This is a genomic window from Janthinobacterium sp. 344, assembly GCF_900112025.1.
GTDB lineage: Bacteria > Pseudomonadota > Gammaproteobacteria > Burkholderiales > Burkholderiaceae_D > Janthinobacterium.
This window is the reverse complement of record NZ_FOKL01000013.1, coordinates 35,830-54,928: the sequence shown is the minus strand read 5'-3', so window position 1 is coordinate 54,928 and position 19,099 is coordinate 35,830. Positions and strand designations below refer to the sequence as shown.

General features: G+C 63.2%; 18 protein-coding genes. 8 read left to right on the top strand and 10 right to left on the bottom strand.

Annotation, left to right across the window (positions count from 1 at the left end; translation table 11 throughout):
• Nucleotides 1-218: 218 nt before the first annotated feature.
• The 5 genes from pcaC to BM193_RS25755 all read right to left on the bottom strand — a co-directional run bounded on the left by pcaC (nt 219) and on the right by BM193_RS25755 (nt 5,160).
• A complete protein-coding gene (pcaC, locus tag BM193_RS25775; RefSeq protein WP_092803747.1) occupies nt 219-617 on the bottom strand; it encodes a 4-carboxymuconolactone decarboxylase in 399 nt (132 codons plus the stop codon).
• A gap of 64 nt (nt 618-681) precedes the next feature.
• Entirely contained in the window at nt 682-1,398 is a 717-nt protein-coding gene (locus BM193_RS25770) for a hypothetical protein (RefSeq protein WP_092803750.1), read from the bottom strand.
• A 76-nt stretch (nt 1,399-1,474) separates the two neighbouring features.
• Entirely contained in the window at nt 1,475-2,875 is a 1,401-nt protein-coding gene (locus BM193_RS25765; protein WP_092803753.1) for an alkaline phosphatase, read from the bottom strand.
• Nucleotides 2,876-2,904: 29 nt separating this feature from the next.
• Nucleotides 2,905-4,305, bottom strand: a complete 1,401-nt coding sequence (locus BM193_RS25760; RefSeq protein WP_254786427.1) for an alkaline phosphatase — start codon at nt 4,303-4,305, stop codon at nt 2,905-2,907.
• A 165-nt stretch (nt 4,306-4,470) separates the two neighbouring features.
• Nucleotides 4,471-5,160 (bottom strand): hypothetical protein, encoded by a 690-nt coding sequence (locus tag BM193_RS25755; protein WP_254786424.1) that lies wholly within the window; start codon nt 5,158-5,160, stop codon nt 4,471-4,473.
• A 96-nt stretch (nt 5,161-5,256) separates the two neighbouring features.
• Between BM193_RS25755 and BM193_RS25750 the strand changes: the two genes are divergently transcribed.
• The 5 genes from BM193_RS25750 to BM193_RS25730 all read left to right on the top strand — a co-directional run bounded on the left by BM193_RS25750 (nt 5,257) and on the right by BM193_RS25730 (nt 9,924).
• The gene (locus tag BM193_RS25750) at nt 5,257-6,189 is read left to right on the top strand and encodes a LysR family transcriptional regulator (RefSeq protein ID WP_254786423.1); all 933 of its coding nucleotides are present in this window, start codon (nt 5,257-5,259) and stop codon (nt 6,187-6,189) included.
• An 87-nt stretch (nt 6,190-6,276) separates the two neighbouring features.
• The gene (locus tag BM193_RS25745; protein WP_092803756.1) at nt 6,277-7,146 is read left to right on the top strand and encodes an MBL fold metallo-hydrolase; all 870 of its coding nucleotides are present in this window, start codon (nt 6,277-6,279) and stop codon (nt 7,144-7,146) included.
• A 14-nt stretch (nt 7,147-7,160) separates the two neighbouring features.
• Complete coding sequence (locus BM193_RS25740; RefSeq protein WP_092803883.1) at nt 7,161-7,817, top strand: DsbA family protein; 657 nt, start codon at nt 7,161-7,163, stop codon at nt 7,815-7,817.
• 93 nt (nt 7,818-7,910) lie between these two features.
• Nucleotides 7,911-9,377, top strand: coding sequence for a catalase (locus BM193_RS25735; RefSeq protein ID WP_092803760.1), 1,467 nt, complete (start codon nt 7,911-7,913; stop codon nt 9,375-9,377).
• Between the two features lie 172 nt (nt 9,378-9,549).
• Nucleotides 9,550-9,924: a hypothetical protein gene (locus tag BM193_RS25730; protein WP_139176361.1), complete on the top strand. Its 375-nt coding sequence runs from the start codon at nt 9,550-9,552 to the stop codon at nt 9,922-9,924.
• A gap of 56 nt (nt 9,925-9,980) precedes the next feature.
• Here BM193_RS25730 and BM193_RS25725 read toward each other — a convergent pair whose 3' ends face one another.
• The 4 genes from BM193_RS25725 to BM193_RS25710 form a co-directional block, all read right to left on the bottom strand.
• Complete coding sequence (locus tag BM193_RS25725; RefSeq protein ID WP_092803886.1) at nt 9,981-13,559, bottom strand: ABC transporter permease/M1 family aminopeptidase; 3,579 nt, start codon at nt 13,557-13,559, stop codon at nt 9,981-9,983.
• 10 nt (nt 13,560-13,569) lie between these two features.
• Entirely contained in the window at nt 13,570-14,463 is an 894-nt protein-coding gene (locus tag BM193_RS25720; protein ID WP_092803767.1) for an ABC transporter ATP-binding protein, read from the bottom strand.
• A 182-nt stretch (nt 14,464-14,645) separates the two neighbouring features.
• Nucleotides 14,646-15,842 carry an ABC transporter permease gene (locus BM193_RS25715; protein WP_092803770.1) on the bottom strand — a complete coding sequence of 399 codons (1,197 nt, stop codon included), beginning with the start codon at nt 15,840-15,842 and terminating at the stop codon, nt 14,646-14,648.
• Nucleotides 15,843-15,845: 3 nt separating this feature from the next.
• Nucleotides 15,846-16,664, bottom strand: a complete 819-nt coding sequence (locus tag BM193_RS25710; RefSeq protein WP_254786422.1) for an ABC transporter ATP-binding protein — start codon at nt 16,662-16,664, stop codon at nt 15,846-15,848.
• A 109-nt stretch (nt 16,665-16,773) separates the two neighbouring features.
• Between BM193_RS25710 and BM193_RS25705 the strand changes: the two genes are divergently transcribed.
• Entirely contained in the window at nt 16,774-17,205 is a 432-nt protein-coding gene (locus BM193_RS25705) for a hypothetical protein (RefSeq protein WP_092803773.1), read from the top strand.
• An 85-nt stretch (nt 17,206-17,290) separates the two neighbouring features.
• Complete coding sequence (gene coq7 / locus BM193_RS25700) at nt 17,291-17,935, top strand: 2-polyprenyl-3-methyl-6-methoxy-1,4-benzoquinone monooxygenase (RefSeq protein WP_092803776.1); 645 nt, start codon at nt 17,291-17,293, stop codon at nt 17,933-17,935.
• A 79-nt stretch (nt 17,936-18,014) separates the two neighbouring features.
• Here coq7 and BM193_RS25695 read toward each other — a convergent pair whose 3' ends face one another.
• Entirely contained in the window at nt 18,015-18,437 is a 423-nt protein-coding gene (locus BM193_RS25695) for an OsmC family protein (RefSeq protein WP_092803779.1), read from the bottom strand.
• A 225-nt stretch (nt 18,438-18,662) separates the two neighbouring features.
• Here BM193_RS25695 and rplM point away from each other — a divergent pair, with 225 nt between their 5' ends.
• Nucleotides 18,663-19,091 carry a 50S ribosomal protein L13 gene (gene rplM, locus BM193_RS25690; protein ID WP_010393282.1) on the top strand — a complete coding sequence of 143 codons (429 nt, stop codon included), beginning with the start codon at nt 18,663-18,665 and terminating at the stop codon, nt 19,089-19,091.
• The last annotated feature ends 8 nt before the right edge of the window (nt 19,092-19,099 follow it).

Here is a 19,099-nt window from a genome sequence, read left to right as displayed (position 1 = left end):
TTGGCGCTGGCGCCGGGGCTTACCGGTGGCCGCGTGGTGACGGCGGGGTGGAAAGGCGCGTCATTGTGTGACGGCTGACAGCGATAGTAGGCAGGAATTCATAGCATGTCGCGTGCCGATTTGTGGGCTGTGCATAACATGATGTTAAGGATGGCCAAGCGGCGGCACGCGCGGCGGCGCGCCGCAAGACGGCGCTCGGCGCCGGGATGAGCGGGGGATCAGGCTGGCGGCGGGGCCGCTTCCACCAGGCCCATTTCTTTCAGGACTTCATGCGCCGAGCGGAAGGCGTCGATGGCCAGCGGCATGCCGCAATACACGGCGGCGTGCAGCAGCACTTCCTGGATTTCCTGCATGGAGGCGCCATTGTTGACGGCGCCGCGCACGTGGCCGCGCAGTTCCTGGGCGCGGCCCAGGGCCGTCAGCATGGCAAGCGTCGCCAGGCTGCGCGTTTTCAGGTCCAGGCCGTCGCGGCACCAGGTCGTGCCCCAGGCGTTGCGGGTGACGAAGTCCTGCAGCGGCGCCGTGAAGGCGTCGACCTGGGCAAAGGCGCGCTCGACAAAGGCGTCGCCCATCACTTGCTTGCGCATGCGCAAACCATTTTCGAACTGTTCATCCATGCCGCGCTCCCTGTGGAAGGTACTCTTCAGATACTAGCGAGCGGGCATGGCGGTGGTCAAGCATTTAGTCCAGGTAGTCGGAGTATTCGCGCTGCGCGTAATTCTGCACATTCGCCCACGGCTGCGCCTTGCTGACGGTGGGCTCCAGCTTGACGTCGACCCGGCGGTAGAAGGTGTTCGCGCGGTCCCCGCTTTCGATGACCAGGGGAATCTGCTTTTGCTCATCCCACAGGATGCGCTGGAACACGCCATTCTTTTCCACTTCGCGCCAGCGCGCGCCCGGCACGTTCGATGCCTGTTTCGACAGGGGCATGGCGGCCACCAGTTTCGGGTCCAGCAGATAAAAACTGTTTTCCCAGGAACCGTCGAAATTGACGTTTTCGTATTCGGCCTTGGGGATGGAGACGACGATCTTGTCATGCGCGTCGATGTATTCCACGCGCACCGTGTTCTTTTCCAGTACCACGTGACGGGGGATCAGCACGGGATTGAAGTGCTTGTGTTCATGCTGCGTGGCTTTCAGCACGACCTTGGTGTTGTCGCCATGCTTGTGGCCCGCATGCGCGTCCGTTGCCGGCGCCAGCACGCGCTCGACCCACACGTGGCCGGGGCGGCGCAGCATTTTTTCTGCGTAGCGGCTTTCGCGCGTCACGCCCTCGGGCGTCAGCACGCGGCTGTAGTAGGTGATGCCCAGGTCCAGGTCGGCGGGGGCCGCAGGTGCGGCCTGGGCTGTGCCAGCGAAGCCGGCGGCAAGGAGAACGGCGATCAGGGTCGATTTCATGGTGTGGCCTTTATTGTGCAAAGGGGGCGGAGGGCACACGCCATCCGCCCCGCAGGGGTTACGCTGCCGTTGCCGGTCAGAAGCCGAAGGCCGCCTTCAGCAAGTCGAACACCTTGGTGTTGTCCAGGGTGCCCTTGAAAGATTTTGCGCCGGCGCCCGTGGCCAGCAGCTTGACGTCGCCGCCGCCGTGGGTTTCGCTGGCCAGGCGCACGCCTGTTTCTTGCAGGTAGTTGTCCTTCAGGGCCGTGGCGCTGTCGACGTTGCTGCGCAAATCAGGGCGGTTCGGGCCGTTGCCGAAGACCAGCGTGGTGTAGGTATTGCCATCGGCATCCTTGCTTGGCTGGTTATCCTTGTAGCCGCGGTTGATGTCGAGGATAGGGTTGCCGCGCTTGCCGTAGCCGTTGAACGCCAGCGTGTGGTCATGGTCGGCCGTGACGACGATCAGGGTGTTCTCCAGCTTTGGATCCGTTTCCCTGATCTTGGCGATGGCCGCCTTGATGGCGTCGTCGAAGGCGATGGTGTCCGTCAGCGCGCGCTTGGCGTTGATGCCGTGCAGGGCGTGATCGATGCGGCCGCCTTCGACCATCAGGAAGTAGCCATTGCTGTTTTTCGACAGCAAGTCCATCGCCTTCAGTGTCATGTCCGACAGGCTGGGCTGGGTCGCGCCTTCGCCCAGCGGCGGCGTGGCGGTGCGGTCCAGCTCGTATTCCAGGTGGCTGCGGGTGCTGTACAGGCCGATGAACTTCTTGCCGCTTGGCGCTGCCGCCATTTCCGCTTTCGTCGCGGCCACGGTGTAGCCCTTGGCGGCAAATTCCGTCAACAGGTTGCGGCCATCGGCGCGGCCATATTTGTTGCTGGCCGACCATGGCGTGAAATGGTTACGGCCGCCACCCATCAGCACGTCGACGCCGTCGCCCAGGGCGGCGTTGTAGCCCGTACCGCCTGGTACCGTTTGCGCGGCGATCGCGTACTGCGCATTGCGGTTGCAAATGTGCGAGAAGGTCGTTGCCGGCGTGGCATGCGTCAGTTCCGTGGTGGTGATGGCGCCCACGGCCTTGCCCTTGGCTTTCGCCAGTTCCAGGATGGTCGGCACGCTCTTGCCGCCGGCCGGGCAATTGTCCACGCCCAGGTTGCCGTTGGCATCGCGGCCGGGCTCTTTGGCGATCGTGTCCTGCGCCATCGAGATGACTTCATTGTTCATCTTGACGCCGGTCATGTAGGCGGCCATCGATGGCGCGCTGTCCGTCGTTTGCGCATCGTTCGAGAACGTCTTGATGCGCGCCGTGCGCTCCAGCGTGTCCATCGTCAGGCTGCCGTCTTCCTTGTACTGGTAGATGCGCGCCGCCGTCACGACGGACGGGCCCATGCCGTCGCCGAGGAAGAAGATGACGTTCTTGGCGTCGGCGGCGTAGGCGCCGTTGGCAACGCTGGCGGCCACGAGCGTGGTCAACAAGGAGAGTTTCAATGCAAGTTTCATGTGCTTGTCCAGTTCTGATGTCTTGGTGATTACAGACCGCCGGCGGTCTTGACCAGGCCGAATACTTTGGTGTTGTCGATGGTGCCCAGGAAGGTTTCCGAGCCTTTGCCGATGGCGCCCAGGAAGACGTCGGTGCCGCCGTGGGTTTCATTGCCGGCCGAGGTGCGGATCACGGCTTCCTGGTGGTAGGTGTTGGCGCTGGTGACGGTGTCATCGAGGCTGGCCATGGCGGCGCGGCTAGCTTGCGTGCGGTTTTCGCCATTGCCGAAGCCGATGATCGAATACGGTGCGCCGTCCAGGTCTTTTTCAACCGCGCCGGTGACGTAGTTTTTCACCACGCCCAGCACGCCCGCGTTGCCGGCGGCTGTCTTGCCCGTGCGCTTGGCATAGCCGTTCAGCACCAGGGTGTGGTCGTGGTCGGCCGTGACGACGATCAGGGTGTTGGCCAGGGTCGGATCGGTGAGCTTGGCTTTGTCGATGGCGGCCTTGATGGCGTTGTCGAACGCGACGGTGTCCTGCAGGGCCTTCTTGGCCGTGGTTTCATGCAGCGCATGGTCGATGCGGCCGCCTTCGACCATCAGGAAATAACCCTTCTTGTTTTTAGCCAGCACGTCCATGGCCTTGGTGGTCATTTCCGCCAGGCTAGGCTCCTTGCTTGCATCGCGGTCCAGGTCGTAGCTCATGTGGCTCGACGTAAACACGCCGAACAGACGGTCCGTCTTGGCCGCGTCGACGGCCTTGAAATCGGCGCCCGTATTGGCGATGGTGTAGCTCTTGGCTTTCAATTCTGCGATCAGGTCGCGGCCGTCGGAACGCTTGCCGCCATCCTTGAATTGTTTGAAGAATTGCGCGCCGCCACCCAGGACCACTTCCAGGCCGCTGGCGCCCAGCGCGCTGTTGTAGCCCGTGCCGCCCGGCACCAGCGCCGCGGCGATATCGTTTTCCAGATCGCGGTGGCAGATGTGCGCGTAGGTGGCGGCCGGCGTGGCGTGCGTCACGCGCGCCGTGCTGACGACGCCGGCGGCGAAGCCCTTGGCCTTGGCCAGTTCCAGCAGGGTGGTGGCAGGCGTGCCGTTGCCGCTGCCGCACTTGTTGACCAGCTTGTTGTTATTCGCATCCGTGCCCGGATCGATGGCGACCGTGTTGGCCGACATCGAGATGACTTCATTGTTCATCTTGACGCCCGTCATGTAGGCGGCCATCGACGGTGCGCTGTCGGTCACTTGCGCATCGTTCGAGAAGGTCTTGACGAAGGCCGTTTCCGGCAGGGTGTCCATGGTCAGCGCGCCTTCTTCGCCTACCGAATAGATGCGCGCGGCCGTCATGGTGGTCAGGCCCATGCCATCGCCGAGGAAGAAGATGACGTTTTTTGGTGGGGCTTCCACCACCACGTCGTCTTTTTTGCTGTCGCTGCCGCAGGCAGCCAGCATCAGGGTGATAGCGACGCTGCAGCCAGCGACGGAAATTTTTCTGCGTGTCATGTGGTTCATCCGGCTAGGTTTGAAAGAGCTGGCAAGATAACAATTCAATGTGACACCCTCATGACGCTGTGTCATGTTTGGTGACGGTGCTACGCCGCCGCCGGTGATGTTGCTTTAGCGCACATCCTCGGTGGAAAAATACACCGTGCCGCGCAAGGCGGCCTTGTCCGCCACCTGCGCGCGCAACGCTTGCCGCACCGTGGCGGCCGGCGTCTCCCGCACGCCCGCCTTCGCCACGACGACGTCGCCATGCGGCGCCTGCGCGGGGCTGGTCCAGGCAACGATATGCTCGAAGTCGGGCCGGCTGTCGATGCGCTTGACGAGGAAGCGCTGTGTGCCGTCGCCCACCTGCAGGTAGCGCGCGCTGGTGCTGGCGGCGGGCGCCGCGGACAGCTGGCGCATCAGCAGGACGCGCTCGACGACGATGGCGGCAGCGCCGTAGCCGGGCTCGGCCTGTCCATCCTTTTCGAAATGCCCGCGCACCACGCTGGCATGGAACTGGCGCAGCGGCTGCGGCGCGTCCGGCAGCAGGCGCGCCAGTTCGAAGCGCTCCGGTTCCAAGGTCCACAGTGCGGTGCGGCCAGCGAGTTGCGCGCGCAGCCGGGCGTCGAGGGCGGGGTCGGCCAGGCGCACCTGCAGCAGCACCTGGTAATCGTGGGGGGCATGGAACATCGGCAGGTGCGAGGCATACAGCCCTTGCTTGCCGCCAAACAGCACCATGCCGTGCACGCCCCAGGTCAGGGGCGTGGCGTGGGCGAGGCCAGAGGCCGTCAGCAACAGGGACAGGAAGAGGGTGCGCAGCATGGGATTGATCGATGAGTTGGAATGGCGCGATGATAGAGGCGCTATCATGAACGGTACAGCAACCATTTTTCACTTTTTGTATCCTGTTTGGAAACCATGATGAGCATGAGCCTTGCCGACCTGCGCGTGTTTTGCAGCGCCGCGCGCCAGCCGACCCTGGGCGCGGCGGCGCTGGAACTGCATGTGACGCCATCGGCCGTGTCGAAAGCCTTGCGCCGCCTGGAGGGGGACGTGGGCGCGCCCCTGTTCGACCGGGCCGGCAAGCAATTGCTGCTCAACGACAGCGGCCACCTGCTGCTGGCGCGGGCGCACACCTTGCTGGCGCTGGCCGAGCAGGCGCGCCTGGACGTGATGGGCGAGCGGGGCGCCATCGATGCCCGCATCGCCGGCCCGGCCCTGCTGCTGTGGCGCCATGCGGCAGCGCTGGCCTCGGCGCTGGATGCCTATCCGCACGCCAGCCTGCGCCTGCAGAGCGTTTTCGAGGGTGCGGCCTTGGCAGCCCTGGCGCGCGGCGATTGCCACGCGGCGCTGGTGACGCAGGAAGCCATCGCCCAGCGCGGCGCGGACTTGCCTGCCTCCTGGCAATACACGGCGCTGGGCAGCATGCACATGCGGCTGGCGGCCGGGCGTTCGCATGCGCTGGCGCGCGGCGTGCCGGCGGCGTCCGCCTCCTTGCCGTGCCGCCTGCACGAGGTCTTGCCGCATGCGTTTGCCAGTCCCACGCACTCGCTGCTGTGCGGCGAGGAACGGGGCCGCCATGCCGATGGCTGGCGCGGCGCTTCCGGGCGGATCATCCGTTACTGGAGCGACGACGTGCAATTGCTGCTGGGCTATGTGCAGTCCGGCCGGGCGCTGGCCTACCTGCCCGATTTCGCCGTGCGCGAGCACGATGTATTGTCGATCGAACTGGCCGACGCCGTCGCATGCAGCGAGCAGGTGCTGCTCGTGTGGGATGGCGCACTGGCGGGGCAGTGGCTGCACGCGGTGGCTGGGCAATTGTCGCTGGCAGCGACGATTGGATCGAATTAAGCAATAAACTATTACGAAATACCCCGTTTTTCTACCGGATTAAGCAACGTAAGATGCACTCATCCCAACTTCTTGTGAAGGCGCATCATGTTCTCCCAATCCATGACCAGTATTCTTGTTGCCACCGTGTTTGCCGCCGGCGCCGCCTCGGCCGCCGCCAGCGCCCCCCTGACCCTGGAAGTATTCAATCCCGGCGAAGCGGCCATCTTCCCCGTCGCTTCCGTGCTGGTGGCCGGCAAGCATGACGCCGTGCTGATCGATGCGCAGTTTTCGCGCGCCGAAGCGCAAAAGCTGGTGGAGAAGATCCGCGCCAGCGGCAAGAAACTGACGACGGTGTACATCAGCCACAGCGACCCTGATTTTTACTTTGGCCTCGACGTGATCAAGGCTGCGTTCCCGCAGGCAAAAATCGTCGCCACGGCGGAAACCGTCGCGGAAATCCGCCGCAAGGCTGACGCCAAGGTGGCCTACTGGGGCCCGATCTTGAAGGACAATGCGCCGCATGCCATCGTCATTCCCGAAGCATTGAAGGGCAAGCGCATCAGCCTGGAAGGCCAGTCGCTCGATATCGCCGGCCCGACGCCAGCGCGCACCTATGTGTGGATTCCGTCGATCAAGGCCGTCGTCGGCGGCGTGGTGTTGTTTGGCAACCTGCACGTGTGGACGGCCGATACGCAAACGTTGCAATCGCGCCAGGACTGGCGCAAGACGCTTGATGGTATTGCCGCGCTGAAGCCCGTCACCGTCGTGCCTGGCCACTTCCAGGTCGGTTCGCCCCTGACGCCCGACAGCATCGGCTTTACGCGCGACTACCTGGTGACGTTCGAAGCGGAAACGGCCAAGGCCGCCAACTCGGCCGCGCTGATCGCCGCCATGAAACAGCACTACCCGCAACTCGGCCTCGATGGCGCGTTAGAAACGAGCGCCAAGGTGGCAAAGGGTGAAATGACATGGTAAGCGGCAAGGCCGGCATGCCCACACTGCATTACCTTTTCGATCCCCTGTGCGGCTGGTGCTACGGCGCCGCGCCGCTGGTCGAGGCGGCCCGGGCCGTGCCTGGGCTGCAGGTGGCCTTCCACGGCGGCGGCATGATGACGGGCAGCAATCGCCGTCAGATCACGCCCGCCTGGCGCGGCTATGTGCTGCCGCATGACCGGCGCATCGAGCAATTGTCGGGCCAGCCTTTCGGCGACGCCTATATCAACGGCTTGCTGAACGACACCACGGCCATGCTGGATTCCGAGCCACCGATCACGGCCATCCTGGCGGCGGAAGTCTTGGCCGGCAAGGGCCTGGACATGCTGCAGCGCGTGCAGCGCGCACATTACGTGGACGGCTTGCGCATCGCCGACCTGCCCGTGCTGGTGGCGCTGGCGCAAGAGCTGGGCATGGATGGCGCGGCGTTCCAGGCGGAATATGCGCGCCAGGCGGGCGCCGCCACGCAGCGGCACATCGTCGCCAGCCGCGCCTTGCTGGCGCAGGTGGGCGGGCAGGGCTTTCCCACCTTCGTGCTCGACGACGGCAACGGTGCCTTGTCCGTCATCGATATCGGGCAATTCCTGGGCCAGCCGGCGAAGTTGCAGGCGCAACTGGGCGGCGTGTGCGATGCCCATGGTTGCACATTGTAAATAGCTATCGGTTCGATAAAATCAATTATCTTTTCCTTTGTTGTTGTGCTCGTTACACTGTTTGCATCAGTCAACAACGAAGGAAAAGCAGCCATGAGTCAACAGCCGCCATTCAGCACCGCGTCGGGCATTCCCGTCGCCGACAACCAGAATTCCATCAGCGCCGGCCCCCGTGGCCCGTTGCTGCTGCAAGACTTCCACCTGATCGAAAAACTCCAGCATTTCAACCGCGAGCGCATCCCCGAGCGCGTGGTCCACGCCAAGGGTTCGGGCGCCTACGGCACCTTTACTGTCACGCATGATATCTCGCGCTATACCAAGGCCAAGCTGTTCAATGAGGTGGGCAAGCAGACGGCGACCTTCGCCCGCTTCTCCACCGTCGGTGGCGAACGCGGCAGTGCCGACACGGAACGCGATCCGCGCGGTTTCGCCCTGCGCTTTTATACGGAAGAGGGCAACTGGGACCTGGTCGGCAACAATACGCCCATGTTCTTCATCAAGGACCCGATCAAGTTCCCCGATTTCATCCACACGCAAAAGCGCGATCCGCAGAGCAATCTGAAATCGGCCGAGATGATGTTCGACTTCTGGAGCCACGCGCCGGAAAGCCTGCACCAGGTCACCATGCTGTTCTCGGACCGGGGCACGCCGGACGGCTACCGCCACATGGATGGCTTCGGCAGCCACACGTATAGCCTGATCAATGCGGACGGCCAGCGCGTGTACGTGAAATGGCACTTCAAGACGCGCCAGGGCATCCGGAATCTGTCCGCCGCCGAAGCGGGCCGCCTGGCTGGCGCCGATCCCGACTATGCCCAGCGCGACCTGTTCGGCGCCATCGAACGGGGCGAGTTCCCCCAGTGGGACGTCAGGCTGCAGGTGGCGACGCAGGAGCAGCTGGATGCCTGGGAACAGCGCACGGGCTGGAATCCGTTCGACCTGACGAAGGTGTGGCCGCATGCGGACTTCCCGCTGCTGCCGGTGGGTATTTTCGAGCTGAACCGCAACCCGGACAATTACCATGCGGAAGTCGAGCAGGCGGCCTTTTCGCCGGGGAACGCCGTGCCGGGCATGGGATACTCTCCGGACAAGATGCTGCAGGGCCGCCTCTTCGCCTATCACGACGCCCAGCTGTACCGCGTCGGCACGAACCACCAGCATCTGCCCGTGAATGCGGCCCGCTGCCCCTTCCATAACCAGCAGCGCGATGGCGCGATGGCCATCAACAATGGCGGCGCGGCGCGCAACTATGCCAACGTGGTGGCGGCCGGCACGCAGCCGCAAGGACTGGGGCATGGCGAAGGGGCGCTGGCGCTGGAAGGCGGCGCGGCGCGCTACGATGGCCGCGGCACGGAAGACGACTTTACCCAGGCCGGCAACCTGTTCCGCTTGCTGACGGCTGAAGGCAAGCAGAACCTGTTCGACAACCTGGCTGGACCGCTGAGCCAGGTGCGGCCGGACACGCTGCAGCGCCAGCTGGGGCATTTCGACAAGGCCGACCCGGCTTACGGCGCGGGCGTGCGGGCGGCGTTGACGGCGCGTGGCGTGGCAGTGGCGTGATGGTTGCGGGCGGAACCAGCAGGTTCCGCCCCTTATTGATACAGCACAAATTAGAGCCGAATACCAAATATTGCCGTATGGACATATTTGCCTTCCATGCGTAGACTTGTCGGTCTGATGATCGCGCCGCCTTCCTGGCGGCGTCCTGACTAGAAAGTTGTGCAATATGAACATGGCGAAGCTGTCGGTGCATGGGGACGACCCCACGCTCAAATCCATCCTCGAAGTCTTGCCCACCGATCCCGAGCGCGAATGGCGCAAGGGCGAGCCGAAGGGAGCGGGCCGCGTGTATCTCGATTCCGGCTTCGAGGTGCTGATCGCGCAGGCGTCGAAGTCGCACGTCCTGCCTTCGCGCGTGCGCAGCTACCTGTCCGAATGCCGTTCGCGCGGCGTGACGTTCAGCATGCCGCGCATCGTGGCCGAACTGCAGCTGGAGTTGAATGGCGACGATACGCTCGATGCGCCACTGGACTTGAGCCTGGCCGACATGCAGCACCTGACGGAGATGGGCATCAGCCTGAGCCTGGTGACGCGTGCCGCTGCCTGAGGTACTGATGCAATAAAGTAAAAATGGCCGCCCGGTTGAAGGGCGGCCATTTTTTGTTACGGCTCGTCGATCTCGACGCCGACCATATTGTCGTCCGGCTTGCGGTCGATGAGCTTGTTGTCGGGATCGATGCCCGCCTTCGCCGGCCGGCCACTGACGAGCACCGTATAGCTGGCTACACGCGCCGTCATGCGCAGCCGTTCGCGCAGCAGCGGATGGCCGTTCGCGTCGTCGACGCCGATCTCGATCAGGTCGTGCAGGGGGGCGTCCCGCTCTTCGCCCTGGGCGCCCGCCGTCAGCTTGCCCGCCTGCACCTTGATGGTGACGGCATACTTGCCATCGCCGCGCTTCGTCGCCGTGGCGGACAGGGCGCGGTTGTCGAACAGCACGATTTTCTCGAACAGGTCATCGATCAGGTACGCCTGTTCGGGCGGCGTGACCTGGCGCAGGCCGTTGATCAGGGCCGTCACGCTGGCATAGGGCGGGCCTTTCTGGCCATGGGTCTTGAGCAGGTCGCGCAGCACGCCGTTGACCTTGTCTTCACCGATGATGTCCTGCAGCAAGTACATGGCCAGGCTGCCCTTGTTGTAATGGATGTAGGCCTGGTTTTCATTGTCGGCCAGCGGCCATTCCTGCCGGCGTTCCTCGCTGCGCCCCATCAGGTACTGGTTCAGGTCATAGCGCAGGAAGCGGCGCATCTTGGCCGGCCCCACGGTTTTTTTCATCACCATCAGGGCCGAATATTCGGCCAGGGTTTCACTGAGCACGGTGGCGCCCCGCGTGTTGCCACCGACTAATTGATGCGCCCACCACTGGTGCGCCACTTCGTGCGCCGTGACGTAGAACGGATAATCGAGATCTTTCGGATTCTTGTCCTCGACCCTGGCGATGAAACCCAGCCCTTCCGAATACGGGATGGTGTTCGGAAACGCCTGCGCAAAGGTGGCATAGCGGGGGAATTCGACGATGCGCAGGATCTTGTGCTGGTAGGGCCCGAAGTTTTTCGTGTAGTACTCGAGGGCTTCCTTGCTGCCGCGCACGAAACGCTCGAGGTTGAACTCGTGGCCCGGATGGTAATACACGTCGATCGAAACATCCTGCCAGCGCTCATGCTTGACGGCGTAGCGGGCCGACTGGAAGGAATAGAAGTTCAGGATCGGCTGGTCCATCGTGTAGTGGAAATAATGCCGGCCGTTCGCGATCCAGTCGTTGTCCAGCATGCCCGGCGCGATGGCCGTCTGGCCGTCGACGGTGCTGACGGTGGCGTCAAAACGGATGCGGTCGGCGTCGTTGCTGATGTAATTGTCGGCCAGTCCCTGTGCATCGTCGCGGGGCAGGGCCCGTGCGCGCGGCGGCAGGCCGTGTTTCTTGCGGTCGCGGGTGTCCGTCAGCTCCAGCTGCGGCTGGTAGCCGATGTGCGGTAGCACGGCATTCGTGAAGAAGGTGCCGTTGCCGACCACGGGCGTGTCCTGGCCCAGGCCAAAGATGCCGCGCGGTGAGTAGGCAATGTCGAAATCGAGCCCCAGGGTGGCGCCCGGCGCCAGCGGCGTGGCCAGGCGGTAGGTATAAAAGCCCAGTCTGCCGTCCTCGAGGCCGGGATGCACGCGCGCGTCAAAACGCAAGCGCATGGTGGCGGTCGGGTCTTGCTGCACGAAAATGTGGCTGATGGGCAAGTTGGTCTTGTTTTGCAGCTCGTAGCGGCCTTTTACGGCCAGGCTGCGCTGCGCCGGGTAGATGGCCACGTCGAGTTTCACGTCCGTCACGCGCGGCTGCGGCGTGGCGGCGAATTTGCGGTACTGGCGCTCGAAGCTGGCGCGGTCCGCGTCGCGCGCGTAGTCGGACTTGTAATCGTTGGCCACGTGGAAGGTGTAGAACAGCACGCCGCCGGCGCTGAGGAACACCAGCAGGCCGATGCCGAAGCTGGCCAGCACGCCTTGCGTCAGGCCATGGCGCGCCAGGCGCAGGCGGATGCGCCAGCTGTCTTGCGCGCCGCGCGGCCAGAACAGCAGGGACAGCACGGTCAGCATGACGGCCGCGCCGCTCCAGTACAGCAGGTACCAGCGCTCGCGCAAGACATGGTGGCCGCCGCCATTCATGGCCGAATACACGAAGTCCGGCGTGCTGGCGTACAGCAGCAGCGGATCGCCCAGGCCCAGCGATGAAAAACTGATGCTGGCGATGTGGTACACAATCATGGCGAAATACGCCAGGTATTTATGGTTGAGCAGCACCTGCACGAAGATGGCCAGCACGGCGATCAGCGCGTAGTACGGCAGGTGCGACAGGAACAGCGACTCCAGGTACAGGCCCGGATCGAGGCGGTAATAGCCCTTGAAGATCTGAATCGACATGCCGCACAGCATGATGATAAAGCTCAGCAAGGCTTGCAGGCCGATCAGCGCAAACAGTTTCGACAGCAGGGGCAGCCAGTTCGGCACGGGCAGGGCGTCGAGCATCAGGTGCATGCCCGTTTCGCGTTCGCGCCACACCAGCTCGCCCGCATAGAAGGTGGTGATGATCAGCATGAACAGGGCGAACGAGGCGCTGACCATCTCCAGCACCTTTTCCGTCACGGGATAGGTATTCGTGCCGTACAGGGAACCCATGTCCAGCGCGCCCGCATACATGGTCAGCACGCCGGCCAGCACGATGACGACAAAATAAATGTTCTTGATGGTTTCGCGCAGGTTCAGCCAGCTCATCTGGAGGAGCAGCGCGACCAGGTTGCGCTGCGCGAAGTCCGGCGTCTCCTGCGTGGCCAGCGACGTGTTCGACAGGCGCAGCGGCGCGTCGCCGTCGCTGCGGCGCTTGCTGGCGCCCACGTCCGGCGCGGCGTGGAAATGGAAGCGCCAGTAGCCCAGCAGCAAGGCCACCAGGGCAAAGCCGGACCAGATGGCGCGGTTCAGCAGATACACGCCTTCCAGCGTCACCAGGCGCGTGTTGCGTTCCGCGTTCGGCCAGTATTCCGTCAGGCGTATCAGCGCCGTGGTGCCGAACGGGTCGATCAGGGCGGCCAGGGTCTTGTAGTCGAGGTCGCGCGCCAGCGACGGTGCCACCAGGTAGCCGATCAGCATCACCACCGAGCTGATGTACACAGGCAGCATGCGCCGCGTCAGCGCGGCGATGACAAAGAAGATGGCGCCGAAGATGAACAGGTTCGGCAGCAGGGTAAATACATACGGCATCAGGTAGGCCAGCGCGCGTTGCGGCCCCAGCCGTTCTGGATCGATGCCGGGCAGCCAGGCGCCCAGCCAGGCACCGATCATGATGCTGGAGAACACCACGGCCAGCACCAGATAGGCGCCCAGGAAGCGGCCGAAAACATACTGGTATTTCCGGATCGGCGCACTGAAAAAGAAATGCTGCATGCCGTATTCGAAGTCCTGCTGCACCGAGCGTCCCATCATGGCGGCCACCACCACGGCGCCGAAGCAGCCCAGCACGCTGCACGTGAATGCCAGCGAGCGGGGCGCGTTGATCAGGAACTTGCCGCCGAAACTGATGCTCGCTTCCTTGAAGACCCCGCCCGCGGCGGCCATCCACAGCATGGCCAGCGCCAGGAACATGGCGAAATACACCCAGGTGGACAGCAGCTTGAGCCGCTGTCGCGCTTCAAAGCGGGCGATGGCAAACATGGCGCGCTCCTCAGTCGCACTGCGGGGCGACGTGGTGGCGCCCGGCAATGGTGGCGAAATACAGGTCTTCCAGGTCGCCGATGGCTTCCTCGAAGCCATCGCCCGGGTCGTCGTCGCTGTACACGTGGATCAGGGTGCGGCCCGACAGCAGGCGCGTGGAAATGACGGCGTGGCGCTGCTGGAAGCTGGCCAGTTCCTTCTTTTCGACGAAGCGCGCCCAGATCTTGCAGCTGACTTCGTCGATGAGTTCCTGGGTTTTGCCGCACAGCAGCAAATGGCCTTTGTTGATGATGGCCATGTTGGCGCACAGGTCGGCCACGTCGGAGACGATGTGGGTCGACAGGATCACCGTCTTGTCTTCGCCGATGTCGGACAGCAGATTATGGAAGCGCACGCGCTCCTGCGGGTCGAGGCCGGCCGTCGGCTCGTCGACGATGATCAGCTTCGGATCGCCCAGCAGGGCCTGGGCGATGCCGAAGCGCTGGCGCATGCCGCCGGAAAAGCCGCCCAGGCGCTGGTGGCGCACGTCGAACAGATTGGTCTGCTGCAACAGGCCTTCCACCACCTCGCGCCGGCGCGCGCGCTGCGACAGGCCTTTCAAGGTGGCGAAGTGGTCCAGCAGTTCGTAGGCCGTCACTTTCGGGTACAGGCCGAAGTCCTGCGGCAGGTAGCCCAGCATGCGGCGCACTTCGTCCTTGTCGTCGAGCACGTCGTAGTCGCCAAAGAAGACGGAGCCGGAATCGCATTCCTGCAAGGTCGCCAGGGTGCGCATCAGGGTCGACTTGCCGGCGCCGTTCGGCCCCAGCAGGCCAAACATGCCTGGCGGTATCGTCAGCGAAACGTTGTCCAGCGCCACCACGCCATTCGCGTAGGTCTTTGACAATTTGCGGATCTGCAATTCCATACAACTCCTAACTCATGCGTTGCTGCCCGATGCTACAGGGCTACTCTATGCTGGCATTGTATTGAATTTAAGACGCACTGGGCAGTTGCATGCGATACACGGCATTTTCGCGTGCCCAGAGTGCAGTTGGCGGGGGTGGACGGCGGGCCGCTGATGGTCTTGGCGGCCGCGCCAGGCGCGTCTCAGTTGCGGAACAAAACCGATTCCCGGTTAAACCACCAGCGGCACAGCATCAGCAGGCCGCCCGCGATGACGGTGGTCGAGGCCAGGATGACGCCGAACATGCGGTAATCCATGGTGCCCTTCACCAGTTCCTTCATGGCCAGCGAGACGTTGGTCAGCGGCACCATGGCCCAGATCCAGTTCAGCTCGACGCCGGGCAGCATGGCCGCCACCGTGGGCAGGATGACAAACAGCATCAGCGGCGTGATCATGCCGGCCGCTTCCTTGTAGCTTTTCGCATAGATCGAGATCGACAGCAGCAGCGAGGCGAAGATGGCGGCCGTCGGCACCAGCATCAGTGTCACCATGGCCAGGTCGGGCAAGCCGATGCTGCGCACCAGGATGGCCATGTGGCCTTCCAGCGAGCTGCCGAAGATGGCCAGCAGGGCACCCATGCTGCCCACCATCAGCACGGCCGACGTCATGCCCACCGTAAACAGCACGAGGAACTTGGCCAGCACGATGGCGCTGCGCGGCACGGGCGCCAGCAGCAGGGTTTCCAGGGTGCCCCGTTCCTTTTCGCCGGCGCCCAGGTCGATGGCCGGGTACATGGCGGCCGTCAGGCAGACCATCAGCAGCAGATACGGCAGCATGCCGCCGATGATGGCGCCCATCTGCTCGCGCTCGTTGGCCGTCGATTGCTTGTCGAGCACGATGGGATTGAGGGCATAGGCCAGCTGGGCCGGGCTCAGGTTGAGGGTCGATAAAGCGCCTTCGCGCAGGCCGGCATTGTAGGCATCGACGATCTCGCGCACCCTTTGCTGGGTCACGTCGACCGTGCTGGCGCTGTTGTAGTGCAGGATCACCTTGGCTTGCCGTTGCTGCTGCAGCGAGGCCTCAAAATGCGGCGGGATGACCAGGGCGAACTTGATGGTGTCGTCGCCGATGGCGCGGCGGATCTCCGTCTCGCTGGCCAGCGGCACTTCGCGCAAGTTGTGCTGCTGCGCAAAGCGCGCGCTCAGGCCCGGCGAATGGTCCTTGCCGAACAGGGCGTAGCGCATTTCCGCCGTCTTGGCGTTCTTGAACATATTGCTCGAAACGTAAGCAAAGCCGCCAAAGATCAGCGGCATGGCAAAGATGGGGATGAGGATCGTGAAGATCAGGGTCTTGCGGTCGCGCGTCAGCTCCAGCAGCTCTTTCAGATAAATGGTCCACATGGCTCAGGCTCCCTGGTTGATGACGCTGACGAAGGCGTCGTACAAGTCGGCGCTGCCGCCCAGATGGCGCAGTTCGCCGACGGTGCCGTTGAAGGCGGTGGTGCCGCGGTTGATGATGCAGACCCGGTCGCACAGCTTTTCCACCTCGTGCAGGTGGTGCGTGGAAAAGATCAGCGGCACGCGCAGCGCCTTGTAGCTGGCGATGAAGTCGAGCAGGATCTTGGCCGACATCACATCGAGGCCCGTGGTCGGCTCGTCGAGGATCACCACTTGCGGCGCGTGCACGACGGTGCGGGCGATCGCGCACTTCTGCTTCATGCCCGTCGACAATTGATCGGCCCGCTTGCCGCCGTACTCTTCCATCTGCAGCAGGGAAAACAATTCATCACAGCGGCGTTGCAGCTTGTCGGCCGGCATGCCGTGCAGGCGGCCAAAGTATTCCACGTTCTCGCGCGCCGTCAGGCGGCCATACAGCCCCGTCGAGCCGGACAGGAAGCCGATGCTCTGGCGCGCCACCAGCGGCTGGCGCAGCACGTCGACGCCATTGACGAGGGCGCTGCCCGCGTCCGCCTGCAAGGCCGTCGACAGCAGGCGCAGGGTGGTCGTCTTGCCGGCGCCATTCGGGCCCAGCAAGCCCAGCACTTCGCCGGGGGCGCAGCTGAAACTGACGTCGCGCACGGCGTGGAACCAGCCCTCGTGTTCGCGCGGATCGCTGACGTGCACGCCCTTGCCCTTGTGGGGCGGCATGCGGAAACGTTTTGCCAGGTGCTTGACCTCTATCATGTGTTTCATCCATTCGACGGTGAAGAACGAGAGTAGCATGCAAAAAATGTAACTTGCAAGGTGGAAATATCGTTTGGTCTATTGAAAAAAACAGCATCTTCATGCAAGCTGGCCCGGTGGGCGCTGGCGGACGGCGCGGGAGAGTGCAATGCAAACGATCGATCAGGCGATGCAGGACAAGATACTGGCCGTGGCACGCGCCGGCATGACCAGCGCCGAAGCCATCGGTTTTTTCCGCGTCAGCCTGGGTTTGTATTATCTGGCCGGCCTGATGACGGAGGAAACCCTCGATTTCAAGCTGATCGACGCGAAGTACAACCGTTTTATCTATCACTCGATAGGTGGCGGGCACAGTATCGCCAGCGTGCTGCAATTCATGAGCGGCGAAAAAGTCTTGCGCGTGCTGCAATCGGAGCGTTTTCGCGCCGCGTTTGCCGAATACTGCCCGGACATCCCCGTCGACAGCATTTCCTTCCTGATTTCACTCAACCTGGGCGTGGCGAAAAGCCTGTCCGGCCTCGATGCCGTCGGTCCCGTGGTGGACTGGATCGAGCAGGAAAAAGCGCGCACAAGTCAATAAAGCCCCGTTCGCCCTGCGCGCGACGTGGGCATGGCTGGCCTCGATCGTCCTATAATTCATGTTTTCCCTTAACTGAACAGCCACGATGACCGCCCACCGTTACTTTGCCCCCCTGGATCGTTTGATTGTTGGCGCCGACAAGGCCTTGCGCGTGATGGCGGGCGTGGCGTCGGCCTCGCGCCCTTCGCCGGCCGCCCACGCGCCCGACGCGGAACTGAGTCCGGCCGAACAGCGCCATAGTGCCGGGCTGATGCGCGTCAACCATGTCGGTGAAGTCTGTGCGCAAGCCCTGTACAACTCGCAGGCGCGCTATGCGCACAGCGCGGCCATCCGCGCCCAGTTCGACGAGGCGGGCCGCGAAGAGGAGGATCACTTGGCCTGGACGGCGCAGCGCCTGACGGAGCTGGGCTCGCGTCTGAGCCTGCTCAATCCCCTGTGGTATGCCGGTTCGTTTGCGCTGGGCACCATCGCCGCGCGCATGGGCGACGGCCGCAGCCTGGGTTTTGTGGTGGAAACGGAGCGCCAGGTGGAAGCGCACCTGGCCAGCCACTTGCAGGAATTGCCGCCGCAGGACGCCAAGTCGCGCGCCATCGTCAAGCAGATGGCCATCGACGAGGTGGAACATGGCGCCGCCGCCCAGCGATTGGGCGCCATCGACACCCCGGCGCCCGTCAAGGCGCTGATGGGCTTGATGGGAAAAGTGATGACGAAAACGGCGTATTACTTGTAATCGTTACTTTACCCCAGACGCAAAAACTGGGGTCGGACCCTCAGGGTCCGACCCCGGCATTTCGTCGCTGGGGTAAGCATTACTCTTCAATAATCTCGAAGGAATGCGTAATCTCGGCGGTCTTGGCCAGCATGATGGACGCCGAGCAATATTTATCATGCGACAAGGCCACGGCCCGTTCCACGGCCGTCGGTTTCAGGGCCTTGCCCCGCACGCTGAAGTGGAAGTGGATCTTGGTAAACACTTTCGGGTCGGTCTCGGCGCGGTCGGCCTTCAGGGTGACTTCGCAGCCACTGACGGCTTCGCGCCCGCGTTTCAGGATCAGCACCACGTCATAGGCGGTGCAGCCGCCCGTGCCCAGCAAGACCATTTCCATGGGGCGTGGCGCCAGGTTGTGGCCGCCGCCGTCGGGCGCGCCATCCATGGTCACCAGATGGCCGGAACCCGTTTCTGCCCGAAAACTCATGCCCGACGGGCCATTCCAGCTGACTTTGCATTCCATCGTACTCTCCGAAAATTGTAAGCGTTTTGTATTGTAATAGAGGAATGCCTGTCCATGTGCCGGCCGCAGGGCCGCAGCCGGCCTGCATTGCGGCTTGACGCGGCAGGCCAAAGCCGCTTATACTTGTCGGCTTTCCGTTCGCTCAGGAAAAGTAAATAAGGCAGAGTCCGCATAGCAGCATCGGCGGAACCACCATTTGAGCGTGTAATCTATTAGGAAGTCAACATGAAAACATTTTCCGCTAAAGGACATGAAGTCCAGCGCGATTGGTTCGTGGTTGACGCGACGGACAAAGTCCTCGGACGTGTTGCCAGCGAAGTGGCACTCCGACTGCGCGGCAAACACAAACCAGAATTTACTCCTCACGTCGATACCGGCGACTTCATCGTCGTCATCAACGCAGGCAAACTGCGTGTGACCGGTACCAAAGCTACTGAGAAAATTTACTACCGTCACTCTGGCTATCCAGGCGGCATCTACGAAACCAACTTCCAGAAAATGCAACAGCGTTTTCCAGGTCGCGCGCTTGAGAAAGCGGTCAAGGGCATGCTGCCTAAAGGCCCACTCGGCTACGCAATGATCAAGAAGCTGAAAGTGTACGCGGAAGGTTCCCATCCGCACGCTGCTCAGCAACCTAAAGCACTTGTTCTCTAAGGAACTGA

Coding starts and splice junctions, on each gene's coding strand:
- pcaC (WP_092803747.1), bottom strand. CDS start 617: ATGGATGAACAGTTCGAAAATGGTTTGCGCATGCGCAAGCAAGTGATG.
- BM193_RS25770 (WP_092803750.1), bottom strand. CDS start 1,398: ATGAAATCGACCCTGATCGCCGTTCTCCTTGCCGCCGGCTTCGCTGGC.
- BM193_RS25765 (WP_092803753.1), bottom strand. CDS start 2,875: ATGAAACTTGCATTGAAACTCTCCTTGTTGACCACGCTCGTGGCCGCC.
- BM193_RS25760 (WP_254786427.1), bottom strand. CDS start 4,305: ATGCTGGCTGCCTGCGGCAGCGACAGCAAAAAAGACGACGTGGTGGTG.
- BM193_RS25755 (WP_254786424.1), bottom strand. CDS start 5,160: ATGCTGCGCACCCTCTTCCTGTCCCTGTTGCTGACGGCCTCTGGCCTC.
- BM193_RS25750 (WP_254786423.1), top strand. CDS start 5,257: ATGATGAGCATGAGCCTTGCCGACCTGCGCGTGTTTTGCAGCGCCGCG.
- BM193_RS25745 (WP_092803756.1), top strand. CDS start 6,277: ATGTTCTCCCAATCCATGACCAGTATTCTTGTTGCCACCGTGTTTGCC.
- BM193_RS25740 (WP_092803883.1), top strand. CDS start 7,161: ATGCCCACACTGCATTACCTTTTCGATCCCCTGTGCGGCTGGTGCTAC.
- BM193_RS25735 (WP_092803760.1), top strand. CDS start 7,911: ATGAGTCAACAGCCGCCATTCAGCACCGCGTCGGGCATTCCCGTCGCC.
- BM193_RS25730 (WP_139176361.1), top strand. CDS start 9,550: ATGGCGAAGCTGTCGGTGCATGGGGACGACCCCACGCTCAAATCCATC.
- BM193_RS25725 (WP_092803886.1), bottom strand. CDS start 13,559: ATGTTTGCCATCGCCCGCTTTGAAGCGCGACAGCGGCTCAAGCTGCTG.
- BM193_RS25720 (WP_092803767.1), bottom strand. CDS start 14,463: ATGGAATTGCAGATCCGCAAATTGTCAAAGACCTACGCGAATGGCGTG.
- BM193_RS25715 (WP_092803770.1), bottom strand. CDS start 15,842: ATGTGGACCATTTATCTGAAAGAGCTGCTGGAGCTGACGCGCGACCGC.
- BM193_RS25710 (WP_254786422.1), bottom strand. CDS start 16,664: ATGCTACTCTCGTTCTTCACCGTCGAATGGATGAAACACATGATAGAG.
- BM193_RS25705 (WP_092803773.1), top strand. CDS start 16,774: ATGCAAACGATCGATCAGGCGATGCAGGACAAGATACTGGCCGTGGCA.
- coq7 (WP_092803776.1), top strand. CDS start 17,291: ATGACCGCCCACCGTTACTTTGCCCCCCTGGATCGTTTGATTGTTGGC.
- BM193_RS25695 (WP_092803779.1), bottom strand. CDS start 18,437: ATGGAATGCAAAGTCAGCTGGAATGGCCCGTCGGGCATGAGTTTTCGG.
- rplM (WP_010393282.1), top strand. CDS start 18,663: ATGAAAACATTTTCCGCTAAAGGACATGAAGTCCAGCGCGATTGGTTC.